The organism is Bradyrhizobium sp. SZCCHNR1015, from assembly GCF_032489875.1.
GTDB lineage: Bacteria > Pseudomonadota > Alphaproteobacteria > Rhizobiales > Xanthobacteraceae > Bradyrhizobium.
On sequence record NZ_JAUEYW010000008.1, the window covers coordinates 196,670 to 209,573 of the forward strand.

Consider the following 12,904-nt stretch of genomic DNA (forward strand, 5'->3'; position numbering starts at 1 on the left):
CTCCTTGGTAGCCATCAGCCGACCAGTTGCGTCACAGAAAGCAAAGCCGTCATGATCGAGACGATCAGGCCGCCGACAACCACGCTGATGAGCAGAATGGCGGCGGGGCCGACGATGCCGACGACGCGATCCAGGCCGCGCTGCAGCTTGGCTTCGTAGAACTCAGCGATCCGTGTCGACAGCGTCGGCAACTGGCCGGTCTCCTCGCCGAGCCGCAGCATGCGCAGCGCCATCGGCGGCAGCACGTTGTCGGCCGACAATGCCTGGGACAGCTTGCCGCCGTGACGGACGCGATCCGCGGCTGCCGACCAAGGCGCACGCGACGACGTCACGGCCATCACATCGACGAGAATGCGAAGGGCCGCGCTCAGATTGACGCCGCAGCCGAGCAGCAGGCCGAGATTGCGGCAGAACAGGCTGGTCCGATAGAACAGCAGCAGGCTGCCGATGCCGGGCATGACGGCCACGACGCTGGCCAGGCCGGCGCGAACCGCGGGCTGACGCAACAGCCACCAGCCTGCCGCGAGCAGCGCCGCACAGCCGAGTGCAATCGCGGCTGCATTGGCGCGCAGCAGATCCGACAGCGTCATGAAGAAGCCGAGCGCCGTATCGGTACGGCCACCGAAGTCACGCAGCACGGCCGAGAAATTCGGCAGCACGGCCACGAGAAAGAACAGCATCACGCCGATCGCCGCGAGGAACACGAAGGCAGGATATTGCATCGCGTCGGTCAATTTGCGGCGCGTCGCCTCCGACCGCTCGCGTTCGCCGGCCAGCGCGGTCAGCACGTGATCGAGTGTTCCCGACGATTCGCCGACGCGCATCAGCGCGACATACATCGGCGAGAACAACTGCGGCTGGGCGGCCGCCGCATCGGCGAAGCTTTCACCGGCCATGATCGCCGCACGCAGCCGCGCCACCACGGGACGGAGGCGGCCGATATCGGAATCGCCGGACAACAGATCGAGCGCGTCGTCGAGCCGCGCGCCGGCCTTGAGAAGCAGGGCCAGGTCGCGCGTGAACGTGGTCACTTCAGTCGCGGACGGAGCGCCGAACGAGAGCCCGGACGCAGCGCCGGTCCGCTCCTTTTTCTCCTCCACGGTTTCGATCGGCAGAAGTTGCAGATACGAGATGCGCCGTTCGACCTCGCTGCGCGACGGCGCGACGAGAGATCCGACGACGATTTCACCGGACTGCGTCAGAGCGCGATAGCGGTAGCTCGGCACGATCCACCTCACCGCGCCACGAGGACACGAAGCAGCTCGGAGGCCGAGGTGACGCCGGCGCGGCACTTGGCGACGCCGTCGTCGAGCATCGTCGTCATGCCTTCCCGGATCGCCAGCCGATCGATCGCGAGGCCGTCGGCACTATCCGCGATCAGCTCGCGCAGGCCGGTGGTCAGCTCGAGCAGCTCGAACACGCCGACCCGGCCGCGATATCCGCTCTGGCCGCATCGCTCGCATCCCCTCGGGTGCCAGGTGATGTCGCCGGGGACGAGGCCGAGATGACCAAGACGTGGATCCTGGCGGCATGTCTCTTCATCGAGCGCCTCCGGCGCCTTGCAATGATCGCAGAGCTGACGCACCAGCCGCTGCGCGATCACCGCGCGCAAGGTGGAGCGCAACAAGAAGCCTTCGACACCAAGATCGAGCAGGCGCGGCACCGCCGCGGCCGCGGTTTCGGTGTGCAGCGTGGTCAACACGAGATGGCCGGTCAGCGCGGCATGGACCGCGACATGCGCCGTCTCGCTGTCTCTGATCTCGCCGACCATGATGACGTCGGGGTCCTGACGCACGAAGGAACGCAGCGCGCTCGCGAAAGTCAGCCCGATCGCCGGCTTGATCTGCGACTGGTTGATGCCGGGAATCTCGTACTCCACCGGATCCTCGACGGTGAGGATCTTGCGCTCCGGCGTGTTGAGCAGCGACAGGATCGTCGCCAGGGTCGTGGTCTTGCCGCTGCCGGTCGGCCCCGTGATCACGATCATGCCGTGGGGCAGCGTGATCAGGCGCCGGAGTGCGGCGTCGTCGCGGGTGGCGAGACCGAGACGGCTCGCGACAAGCTGCGAGCGATCCTTCGGCAGGATGCGTAGCACCGCCGATTCCCCGTGCTGGGTCGGCATGACCGCGACGCGGACGTCGATCTCGGCCCGGCCGGCGCGAATGCGGGCCGCGCCGTCCTGCGGCAGCCGCCGCTCGGCGATGTTCAGGCCGGCGACGATCTTGATGCGCGAGATCACCGCCTGCGGCAACACGCCCGCGGGCGCCGCGATCGGACGCAACAGGCCGTCGACGCGCAGCCTGACCACGAGCCCGGTCGAGAACGGCTCGATGTGGATGTCGCTGGCGCGCATCTCAACGGCCTTCTCGATCAGATCGTTCACCGCGCGGACGACCGGCGCGCCGCTGGCGAGATCGCGGAGACTCTCGATGTCGTCGTCGCGCAGCTCCTGCGCCGGCGAGATGTCGGGCTCGCCGGAATCCTCTAACCGCTGGTCCAGGACAACGGCGATATCCTCATGCGAGGCGACCTTGAAGAGAGTCTGCGGGCCGAGCACCAGCTCCGCGGCCCGGCGCACGGCCTGATCGGTCGGATCGGCCATCGCGAACACGGCGGCGCCGTCAGAATCCTTGTAGGGATAGCCGAGCACCTCGCGGAGGAAGCGGTCGGAGAACTCGCTCACCGCGGGCAGTGCCGCCAGCAGTTCGCGCAGTGCGACGCGCTCCAATCCGGTGAAGCCGGCGACCTCCTCCGCGAAAACGTCGGCGGTCAGGCCGAACCTGTCCCAGAGCGCGATCTGCGTTTCGGCCGCAGCTCCGCCTTCGCCCGCCGCCTGGGGATGGCGCTCGCGAAGATAGGCATGGAATTGGGTCGACAGTGTACCGCTCATGGCGTGATCCGGGTGGCGCCCGTGCCGGCCCATCGTCTCGGCACGCCGCTACTGGTGACCCACGTTATTGATCGCGAACATGACGGCCGTACGAATGCCGGAGGCGCCGACATTTCCGACACACACGCGGCGCAAAGGTCGGACGGCAGCCGCCAATTATACATAAGTGTCATATTGGACCGTTATGCAGGCTGCGCGGTCAAACCGAGGCGCTGCCCCGTTTCGGCCGGTCAACACGAGTAGATCGGTAAGTCCATGTTTGGTATCGGCAATCGAAGCCAGTCCGCTGCGGTTGTCAGACATGCCTCGTTGCTGGCGATCGCGGTGCTGCTCGCCTCCTGCAACATGGCAACGCTCAATTCCCAGGCCAGCGCGCCTGCCGATGTCGATGTCATCGACAAGGTGCGCTCGCTCGACATCCTGCCGCGCGACAATGCACCGGTCGCATCGATCCAGGGACGCCCCGAGGTCGAGCGCGCGAGCGCGCGGACCTATCAAGGGACCACGGTTCAGGAGGTCGCCGAGGTCAGACCGCTGCCGGCGGCGGACGGCAAGGGCTATGATCTCAATTTCGAGAACACGCCGATCGCAGTGGTCGCGAAGGTCGTGATCGGCGACATCCTCGGCGCGGGCTACGCGATCGATCCCCGCGTGCAGGGCAGCGTCAGCTTGGTGTCGGCGCGGCCGGTGCCGAAATCAGACATCCTGTTCGTGCTGGAGAGCGCGCTGCGCCTGTCCGGCGTCGTGCTGGTCCGCGAAGGCGGTGGCTACAAGCTGACCCCGCTCGGCGACGCCATCGGAGCCGGACGCGTCGACGGCGAAGCCGGCCGCGCCGAGCCCGGCTACGGCGTCTCCGTCGTGCCGCTGCAATATGTCGGTGCGCAGACGATCCTCAAGCTGATGGACAGCTTCGCGACCCGCGCCGGCAGCGTGCGCGCCGACACCACCCGGAACCTGCTTCTGATCCAGGGCACAGGAGCCGAGCGACGCTCCGCGATCGAAACCGTGATGAGCTTCGACGTCGACTGGATGCGCGGCCAGTCCGTCGGCATCTTCCCGGTCAGCAATTCGGCGCCAGAGCCGTTGATGGCGGAGCTGGAAAAGATCATGGACTCTGGTGAGAACGGATTGAGCCAGAATCTCGTCAAGCTGCAGGTCGTCAATCGCCTGAACGCGATCATGGTCGTGACGCGCAAGCCGGCGCTGCTGCAGAGCGCGGCGACCTGGATCCGCCGGCTCGATCAGGCCGACTCCGGGCGCACCAGCGTCCACGTCTACCGGGTCCGCTACGGCGACGCGCGCCAGCTCGCCAAGGTGCTCACCGACATGTTCGGCGGCGCCGGCTCGTCCTCCACCGACAGCGCCGACGGCCAGGCCGCGCCGGGCTCCGACGGCACCACGACCTCCGTTGCCGACCGGCTGTCCTTCAACGCCAATGCGACGGGATCCTCGAGCGCCAGTGCCAATCCGTCGAGCCGGACCCAGGGCGCAGGCGGCCTGTCCGGCATGCAGGCGTCGAGCACGTCATCATCCAGCAGCACGCCGACTTCGACCGGACTGGAACCCCGCGCTGGCGGCAGTGGCGGGCAGTCCCTGATGCCGAACGTGCGCATCACGCCGGACACGGTGAACAACTCGCTGCTGATCTACGCCGACCGCGAGAGCTACCGCATCATCTCCGGCACGCTGCAGCAGCTCGATCAGCCGGTGTTGCAGGTCGGCATCGACGCGACCATCGCCGAGGTGACGCTCACCAACGAACTCTCCTACGGCGTGCAATCATATCTTTCGAGCAAATTCCTCGGGCTCGGCACCGATCGGGGCTCCATCAGCAACACGCAGGCGACTTCGGTCGCGACGGCCACGGCCTCAGCCGCGACGACGGCGCTGATCAACCGCGCTTTGCCCGGATTCAACTTCCTGATCGGCAATGAAGCGTCGCCCAACATGATCCTCGATGCGCTTCACACCGTGACGAGCGTGAAGGTGCTCTCGAATCCCTCGCTGGTCGTGATCAACAACCAAAGCGCCACCTTGCAGGTCGGCGACGTCGTGCCGGTCTCGACTGGCAGCGCCACCGTGCTGTCGTCGAGCAACACGGTGGTCAACACCATCGACTATCGCAACACCGGCATCATCCTGCGCGTCGTGCCGCGGATCGCCGCCAACGGCAACGTCCGGCTCGAGATCGAGCAGGAGATCAGCAACGTCGCCGCGCAGACGGCAGCGAGCCTGACGCCGACGGTGTCGCAGCGCAAGGTCAAGAGCGCGATCTCCGTCGCCAACGGCCAGACCGTGCTGCTGGCCGGCCTGATCAGCGAACAGCAGAACGGCAATCGCAACGGCATTCCGGGTTTCGACGAGATCCCGGTGCTTGGCGACGCGTTCTCGCATCAGGACAAGAAGGGCACGCGCACAGAGCTGATCATCTTCATCCGGCCGCAGATCATTCGCGACGGCAGCGATGCCCATCAGGTGGCCGAAGAACTCCGCTCCAAGCTCCGCGGATCGGTTGGAGCCAGCATCACGGATGATTTGCGTGTCCGCACCACCCGCTGATCCCCGCCAAATGACCCGGCCGACGATGCGGTGCCTCGCCGTCGTCTGCACCGCAGCCGGCCTGCTGCTCGGCGCAATCACATCGCCCGCGCACGCCGATTCGGTTAGTGCCGCACGCAGTGCCTATGCGCGCGGCGACTTCGTCCGCGCCGTGCGCGTGCTGACGCCGCTGGCGCTGCGCGGCGATCCGCGCGCGCAGGCCATGCTCGGCTTCATGTATGAGAACGGCTTTGGGACCCCGCAGGCCTATGAGGTCGCCAGCGATCTCTATTGCCAGGCCGCCGCCGCCGGCAATCCATTCGGCCAAGCGATGCTTGGCCTGATGTATGACAAGGGACATGGCGTTCCACAGGACGTCGTGCTCGCCTACAAATGGCTCAACCTCGCCGCCGGGCACGCCAAGTCGACACAGCGCAGCTACTTCCTGCGGCTTCGCAACGCCGTGGCCTCGAAGATGTCGGCCAGCCAGATCGCCCAGGGCCAGGCCCTCGCGCTGGACTGGGTCCCGGGCCAGCTCTGACCGGCATTGCCGGTTCATGGCTCGGCGAAGGCGGGCTCCCTGCAGCAATGGAGTGAAGACGGCGCGGCACGCGATGGCTGGCGCGGTGGGGCGCATTTGTCTCCTGCATCCGCACTACTCGGCGCATTTCACAAAACCGAAGCAAGACCGACACCACGTTGCAATTTGTTGCCGCGATAGATCGTCGCAGGCAAGCGTCCATCAGCATGCGCGCGCCACCACCCTCCTCCGTCTGGAGATCTCATGACCAGAACAGTCACACGATCCAAGGCGCTCGCCCTTGCGACCACCGCCGTATTCACCGCGACCAGCGTCGCGCCAGCCTTCGCCGGAGCGGCGACGAGCACACCGATCGAGCACGTCATCATCATCGTCGGCGAGAACCACACGTTCGACAATCTGTTCGGCACGTACAAGCCAATGCCGGGGCAGACGATCGACAATCTGCTCAGCAAGGGAATCGTCAACGAAGACGGCACGCCGGGCCGGCATTTCAAGAAGGCGGAGCAGCGGATCGGCCGCGACGAGGTTCGCTACACGGCCGAGACCGCGTCCACGGGCGCCTATGCGACGCTGCCGCAACCCTACACCACCTATGGAATCGGCCTGCCGCAGAACGTCCTCGACACCCGCTTCCCGGCCAATCTTCCCAATGGGCCGTACCAGATTTCGAAATATGTCTCATACGCCTCTTATACTGGAGATCCGGTACACCGCTTCTTCCAGATGTGGCAGGACATCGACGGCGGCAGGCACGACAAGTTCGTGTGGGTCGAGCAGACCATCGGCACCGGGTCGAACGGGCAGCCTTATCCGTCCGGCGGGTTCAACCCGATGGAAGGCGCCATCTCGATGGGCTTCTACAACATGAACCCGTTCACCGACGCCTCCGGCAAGGCCCAGCCGGGTGACGCGCCGTTCTTCAAGCAGCTCGCCGACGAGTACGCAATCAGCGACAACTATCACCAAGCGATCATGGGCGGCACCGGGGCCAACTTCCAGGCCCTCGTCACCGGCCACGCTGCGTTCTTCACCAATCCCGAGACGCTGAACGGCACCCCCGCCGTGCCCTACGCCAACCAGATCGAGAATCCAGATCCCGTCCCCGGCACCAACAACTACTACAAGCAGGACGGCTACAGCGGCGGATCCTACGTCAACTGCTCCGACCCAAGCGCGCCCGGCGTTGCCGCCGTCAACGAGCAGCTGTTCAAGAACGGCGTCACCAGCAACAACTGCGCGCCGAACCACTATTACCTTGTCAACAACTATAGCATGTTCTGGAACCAGACCAGCGCCAAGCCGAACGCGCTCGGCTCGGACAAGTTCGTGCTGCCGCCGCAGAGCGCGCCGACCATCGCCGACGTGATGACGGCGAAAGGCGTCTCTTGGAAGTACTACAGCGCCGACCGCGGTGACGACACCACCACCTTCGCCAGCAGCGTCGACGGCGTGCCGCTGCTGTTCCACTCCTATTGCGGCATCTGCGACCCGCTCACCGGCTTCAACAAGATCATGAAGACCCCGGCGGAGGAAGCCAAGCTGCAGAACTACGGCGCCTTCGTGAAGGACGTGCAGAACAACACGCTGCCGGCGGTGTCGTTCGTGCGTCCGTTCGAGGCGCTCGCCGGTCATCCCGCCGATTCGACCACGGATCTCTACGAGAAATTCCTCGAGGCGCTGATCAATCGGGTCAAGGCCAATCCTCAGCTCTGGGCCAAGACTGCGATCTTCATCACGACCGACGAAGGCGGCGGCTACTACGACTCCGGCTATGTCCAGCCGGTCGACTTTCTCGGCGACGGCACCCGGATCCCCTTCATCCTGGTCTCGCCGCTGGCCAAGAAGGGCCATGTCGACCACACCTATTACGATCACGTGTCGCTGCTGAAATTCATCGAGCGCAACTGGCGGCTGCCCACGATCTCCGCCGTCAGCCGCGACCGGCTGCCCAACCCGATCCATGACCGGGATGACCACCGCTATGTGCCGAAGAACCGTCCGGCGATCGGCGACCTGATGAACCTGTTCGCCTTCAGCGACGACGATGGTGACCACGATCATGACGGCGGCTGGCACCACCACGACCACGACGGACACTCCGGCGACGATCGCTGATCGACCGAGCGTCCACGGCTGACATCATTGCCGTGAAAAACAGCCCGCCGCAGACGATGCGGCGGGCCTTTTTGCGTCGCCAGCTGCGACAATCTCTCAGTGACGCACCGATCCGCAACATCGTGAATCCGTCAGCGGATTGTAAGCTGATCGTCACGCCCCCGTTATCGACCCTCCGCATCGTCCCGCCGCCGCTTGAGTGAAGCGGCGCGATACAACCGAGGTCTTGGGGGATCTTGCAGAATGTCATTCCGATCATCATTCAAATCTGCCTTTCATGAATTGCTCACATTGTCCGTCACGGTGTCGTTGCTCGCGTTCGCCGCTGCCGCGCCAAGCCTCGCGCACGACCACGGCTTCGACGACGATGACGACAGCTACGCCATCGGTCTGTGGGGCGATCTGCCCTACTCCACCTTGCAGGCGACCGTCGGCGTCCCGAACCTGATCGCGGACATGAACGCCCACCGGCTGAAGTTCACGGCGCATGACGGCGACCTGAAGCAGGGCTCCAATTCCGCCTGCGATGCCGGCCTCTACGCCCAGGCGCTCGCCTTCTTCAACAGCCTGGAGGCACCGGCCATGTTCACGCCGGGCGACAACGACTGGGTCGATTGCGATCGCCCGTCGAACGGCGGCTTCAACTCGCGCGACCGGCTCGACTACGAGCGCAAGATATTCTTCTCGACACCGTTCTCGCTCGGCCAGCGCAAGCTGCGCCAGGAGGTGCAGACCGATCCGCTGTGCCTCAGCGCCAATGGCACCAAGGTCGGTTGCGTCGAGAATCGCCGCTGGACCCTCGGCCGCGTGACCTATGCGACGCTCAACATCCAGGGATCCTGCAACAATCTCTGCGACACCAACCCCGATCCGGACGAATACAATGCGCGCAATACGGCCGTGATTCTGTGGATGCAGCAGACCTTCGCTGAAGCCAAGAGGCGCAATTCCGCTGCGGTGATGTTCATCACCCAGGGCAACCCGGGCTGGGACCAAGCCGACCCGACGCGTGCGCCGCTGCGCGATCCCAAGACGCTCGCCGAAACCGACGGGCAGCCCGATGGCTTCGTCAGCTTCCTGACTGCGCTGCGTACCGAGGTCGAGGCGTTCCGCAAGCCGGTCGCCTACGTCCACGGCGATTCCCACTATTTCCGGATCGACCAGCCGTTCCTCAACGCTGCCGGCCAGCGGCTTGAGAACTTCGTTCGCGTCGAAACGTTCGGCGACAATCAGGGCAATGGCAACAACGACGTGCGCTGGCTCAAGGTGACCGTCGATCCGCGCAGTCGCGACGTGTTCTCCTTCCAGCCCGTCACGGTGCCGGCGAACCGCACCGCCGTGCCGGCGCCGACCCGCAACTGAGCCTCATGATGACCGGGTCGTCCAGCCTGGCTGGGCGACCCTTGTCTTTCGCCGAGCAGCGCTGCAGTCGGACTCAACCGAGCGACCGCAGCCAGGCCAGCCGCGCGATCGCCTGCGACGCCAGCCGCTGCATGAGACCGAGCCGGTCCGATTCGGTCGCTCGCTCCGCATGCTCCAGATACGCGTCCGCGAGCGCTTCCGCCAGCACGGCTGCATCGGCTTGCGCGAGCCCAGCCGGCAGGCGCAACAGGCCCGCAACGTCCGATGCCATTGCCGCGGCTTCGCGCGCAAGCTCGCCCACGCGATCTGCCGGGCGGCCTGCGGCGCGCGCCGCCATCGCGTCGAGCAGCTCGGCGAGTCGACGCTCCAGCCGGCCGGCGTCGATCGTGCAGGCGTCCGACGCCACTGACGCCGCGCGCCTGGCGTCGGTCTCAAGATGATAGGCACGGCGCCGCTCCTTGCGCAGCGTCGCGACATGACCGAGCTCCTCCCGCGCCATGGCCTCGGACGCCCTCTTGACCTCGGGAACATCGTTAAATGCGGCGAGATAGGACCAGAACGCAAAGGCCCGTTCCTCGTTGCGCACCGCCATCGATAGCGCGCGGTAAGGAGTCATCAACCGCGAATCCTGAATTTCGCGCGCCGCGCCGGGCTCAAAGGTCTCCGGCGGCTGCCAGCGCACCAGCGACGCATCGGGGGCGCGCCCCGTACGCGCTTGCGACCATTGCGCGACACTGTCGACATGCTCGCGCTCGGCCGCGGCCAGCCTCGCGAAGACGTCGGCCAGATCGAGCCGGCCTTGACGCTGCATCTCTCCGGACAGCTCGTCGTAGCGATCGGCCGCCTCCTGCTCCATCGCATTCGCGAGCGCGAACAGCTCGTCGATCGAATGCAGGTTCCCGGCCGGTTCCGACTTGAGCGAGAGCGTGCGTGACAACAACATATAATAGTCCGCCTGATTGTCCGGGCCTGTTTGATCCAGCGCAACGTCCGTCGGATTGCGACCCACTAGACAACCGGCACGATAAGGAGTCAATTTAGCCTGACTCTATCTCAGGGATTGTCAATGGCGACGATCCTTCCTTCCCGAAACAGTCCTGACTGGAATACGGCTCCTTCGTGGGCCGGCCGTTCCGCTTGAGGTGATCATGGTTGCGAGTGATGTCGCCACCAATCGGTGGCGCATGCCTGCTATCTTGGTAGCAATCCTCATCGGGCTCTGCGCCATCGCGGCCCCGCGCGCAGCACATGCGGCCGGCGATCTCGCAACCTACCTCTCGAAGATCACGCCGGGCGATCTCTTCCCCAATGCGGACCGTTTCGGCGTGCCGCAAGGCGAGCCGCCGATCATACCGGTGTATCGCGGCGATCAGCTCAAGGGTTACGTCTATCTCAACTCCGATTTCGCCAATTCCGTCGGCTATTCGGGCAAGCCGATCCACATCCTCGTCGGCATCGATCCCAAGGGCGTCATCACCGGGCTGAAGCTGGTCGATCACAAGGAGCCGATCGTGCTGATCGGCATTCCCGAGCCACGCATCGTTGCCGCACTCAACGGCCTGCTCGGCAAGGACATGATGCCGATTGCGCAAGGCGCAGAACACGCGCCGCAGGCCGACATCGTCTCAGGTGCAACGGTCACCGTGCTGGTGATGCACGACAGCATCGTGCGCGCGGCCACGCGCCTGATCCGCAGCGGCCGCATCGGTGCCGGCGCTGCGGCGAGCGCCGCCGCGGCACAGCCGGGCGTGACCAGGACGGTCGATCCCGACAAGAGCGAGATCCGCGACTGGAGCAGCCTGCTCGGCGACGGCTCGGTGCGGCGCCTGCACCTCAGCATCGGCGACGTCAACGATGCGTTCGCCAAGTCGGGCAATGCGGCGGCCGCGCAAAGTCCGGAGCCCGGCGATGCCGGCGACACCTTCGTTGATCTGTATGTGGCCATGGTCAGCGTGCCCACCATCGGCCGCAGCCTGCTCGGCGACGAGGGCTATCAGCGACTCAAGCAGCGATTGCAGCCCGGACAGCAGGCGATCGTCGTCGCCGGCGACGGCATCTACTCGTTCAAGGGCTCCGCTTATGTCCGAGGCGGCATCTTCGACCGCATCGAGGTGCTGCAGGAGGGCGGAAGCACACGGTTCCGCGACAAGAACCACATGCGCCTCGGTGCGCTGGCCGCGGCCGGCGCCCCTGCCCTGCGCGAGATCGGACTGTTCGTCACGCCGCCCGAATTCACGCTCGACCCGACCGAGCCATGGCAGCTCCAGCTCCTGGTGCAACGAAGCACAGGCAGCCACGACAAGGCGTTCCTGACTTTCGATATCGACTACACGGTGCCCGACGCCTACTTGAAGCAGCAGACGCGCCCCGCTGTGCCGGCAGCGAAGGCGACGACCGCACGTCCCGCCCCGGCCACGGCGCAACCGGTCGCCGACGACACCGAAGAGCCGTTATGGATGCGCATCTGGCGCTCGCAGATGGTCGCCATCGGCATCACCGCGCTGGCGCTGGCCGTGCTCACGGGGATATTCTTCTTCCAGAACGTTCTGGTGCGCCGTCCCCGGCTCTACACCTGGGTCCGCCGCGCCTATCTCCTGTTCGTGCTGGTCTGGCTCGGCTGGTACGCCAACGCCCAGCTCTCGGTCGTCAACGTCGTCACCTTCGTCAACGCGCTGCTGACCGGCTTCCATTGGGAGTTCTTCCTCGCGGCGCCCTTGATCTTCATCCTGTGGGCGGCAACGGCGGCTGGACTGCTGTTCTGGGGCCGCGGGCCGTTCTGCGGCTGGCTCTGTCCGTTCGGCGCGCTGCAGGAGCTCACCAACACAGTGGCAAAATGGCTCAAGGTGCCGCAGATCACGGTACCCTGGGGTCTGCATGAGCGTCTCTGGCCGATCAAATACATCATCTTCCTCGGCCTGTTCGGTTTGTCGCTTTATTCGGTCGCGCTCGCCGAACAGGTCGCGGAGGTCGAGCCGTTCAAGACCGCGATCATCCTGAAATTCTCGCGCAGCTGGCCGTTCGTGCTGTATGCCGCGGCGCTGCTCGGCATCGGCCTGTTCATCGAACGCTTCTTCTGCCGCTATCTCTGCCCGCTGGGCGCGGCACTGGCGATTCCCGGACGCATCCGCACCTTCGAATGGCTGCGTCGCTGGAAGGAGTGCGGCTCGCCCTGCCAGCGCTGCGCCAAGGAATGCCCGGTGCAGTCGATCCATCCCGAGGGACACATCAACGTCAATGAATGCATCTACTGCATGCATTGCCAGGAGCTCTACTACGACGATCAGCGCTGCCCGCACATGATCCAGGTCCGGCTCAAGCGCGAGAAATTCGAGGCGATGTCATCGCCGTCGATGCGCGCCGCGAAATCCGGTCCGAAGACCGTGATCACCCATGCCGGCCAGCCGATGGCGGCGACGGCCCCCTCCAACGATCTCACCCATCCATCATAAGGAGAC

8 protein-coding genes are annotated in these 12,904 nt (G+C 65.5%); 5 read left to right on the forward strand and 3 right to left on the reverse strand.

The window, feature by feature from the left end:
* Window positions 1-14: 14 nt before the first annotated feature.
* Window positions 15-1,226: a type II secretion system F family protein gene (locus tag QX128_RS15815; RefSeq protein WP_316237894.1), complete on the reverse strand. Its 1,212-nt coding sequence runs from the start codon at window positions 1,224-1,226 to the stop codon at window positions 15-17.
* Window positions 1,227-1,234: 8 nt separating this feature from the next.
* Window positions 1,235-2,890: a GspE/PulE family protein gene (locus tag QX128_RS15820; protein ID WP_316237895.1), complete on the reverse strand. Its 1,656-nt coding sequence runs from the start codon at window positions 2,888-2,890 to the stop codon at window positions 1,235-1,237.
* A gap of 255 nt (window positions 2,891-3,145) precedes the next feature.
* Here QX128_RS15820 and gspD point away from each other — a divergent pair, with 255 nt between their 5' ends.
* The 4 genes from gspD (at window position 3,146) to QX128_RS15840 (ending at window position 9,449) form a co-directional block, all read left to right on the forward strand.
* Window positions 3,146-5,449 carry a type II secretion system secretin GspD gene (gene gspD / locus QX128_RS15825; protein WP_316237896.1) on the forward strand — a complete coding sequence of 768 codons (2,304 nt, stop codon included), beginning with the start codon at window positions 3,146-3,148 and terminating at the stop codon, window positions 5,447-5,449.
* On the forward strand, window positions 5,421-5,969 hold the full coding sequence (locus tag QX128_RS15830) for a tetratricopeptide repeat protein (protein ID WP_316237897.1): 549 nt from the start codon (window positions 5,421-5,423) through the stop codon (window positions 5,967-5,969). The genes gspD and QX128_RS15830 overlap by 29 nt, the downstream gene beginning before the upstream one ends.
* Before the next feature lie 243 nt (window positions 5,970-6,212).
* A complete protein-coding gene (locus QX128_RS15835) occupies window positions 6,213-8,087 on the forward strand; it encodes an alkaline phosphatase family protein (protein WP_316237898.1) in 1,875 nt (624 codons plus the stop codon).
* 243 nt (window positions 8,088-8,330) lie between these two features.
* Window positions 8,331-9,449 carry a hypothetical protein gene (locus QX128_RS15840; protein WP_316237899.1) on the forward strand — a complete coding sequence of 373 codons (1,119 nt, stop codon included), beginning with the start codon at window positions 8,331-8,333 and terminating at the stop codon, window positions 9,447-9,449.
* 73 nt (window positions 9,450-9,522) lie between these two features.
* On the opposite strand, the gene QX128_RS15845 is transcribed toward QX128_RS15840, so the two are convergent.
* Window positions 9,523-10,392 (reverse strand): ferritin family protein, encoded by an 870-nt coding sequence (locus QX128_RS15845; RefSeq protein WP_316237900.1) that lies wholly within the window; start codon window positions 10,390-10,392, stop codon window positions 9,523-9,525.
* A 205-nt stretch (window positions 10,393-10,597) separates the two neighbouring features.
* Between QX128_RS15845 and QX128_RS15850 the strand changes: the two genes are divergently transcribed.
* Window positions 10,598-12,898 carry a 4Fe-4S binding protein gene (locus QX128_RS15850; protein ID WP_410053153.1) on the forward strand — a complete coding sequence of 767 codons (2,301 nt, stop codon included), beginning with the start codon at window positions 10,598-10,600 and terminating at the stop codon, window positions 12,896-12,898.
* Window positions 12,899-12,904: the final 6 nt, after the last annotated feature.

What these genes read in the sequence shown, in the direction of transcription:
- QX128_RS15820 (WP_316237895.1), bottom strand. Translation starts at nt 2,890, where the DNA reads ATGAGCGGTACACTGTCGACCCAATTCCATGCCTATCTTCGCGAGCGC.
- gspD (WP_316237896.1), top strand. Translation starts at nt 3,146, where the DNA reads ATGTTTGGTATCGGCAATCGAAGCCAGTCCGCTGCGGTTGTCAGACAT.
- QX128_RS15830 (WP_316237897.1), top strand. Translation starts at nt 5,421, where the DNA reads ATGATTTGCGTGTCCGCACCACCCGCTGATCCCCGCCAAATGACCCGG.
- QX128_RS15835 (WP_316237898.1), top strand. Translation starts at nt 6,213, where the DNA reads ATGACCAGAACAGTCACACGATCCAAGGCGCTCGCCCTTGCGACCACC.
- QX128_RS15840 (WP_316237899.1), top strand. Translation starts at nt 8,331, where the DNA reads ATGTCATTCCGATCATCATTCAAATCTGCCTTTCATGAATTGCTCACA.
- QX128_RS15845 (WP_316237900.1), bottom strand. Translation starts at nt 10,392, where the DNA reads ATGTTGTTGTCACGCACGCTCTCGCTCAAGTCGGAACCGGCCGGGAAC.
- QX128_RS15850 (WP_410053153.1), top strand. Translation starts at nt 10,598, where the DNA reads ATGGTTGCGAGTGATGTCGCCACCAATCGGTGGCGCATGCCTGCTATC.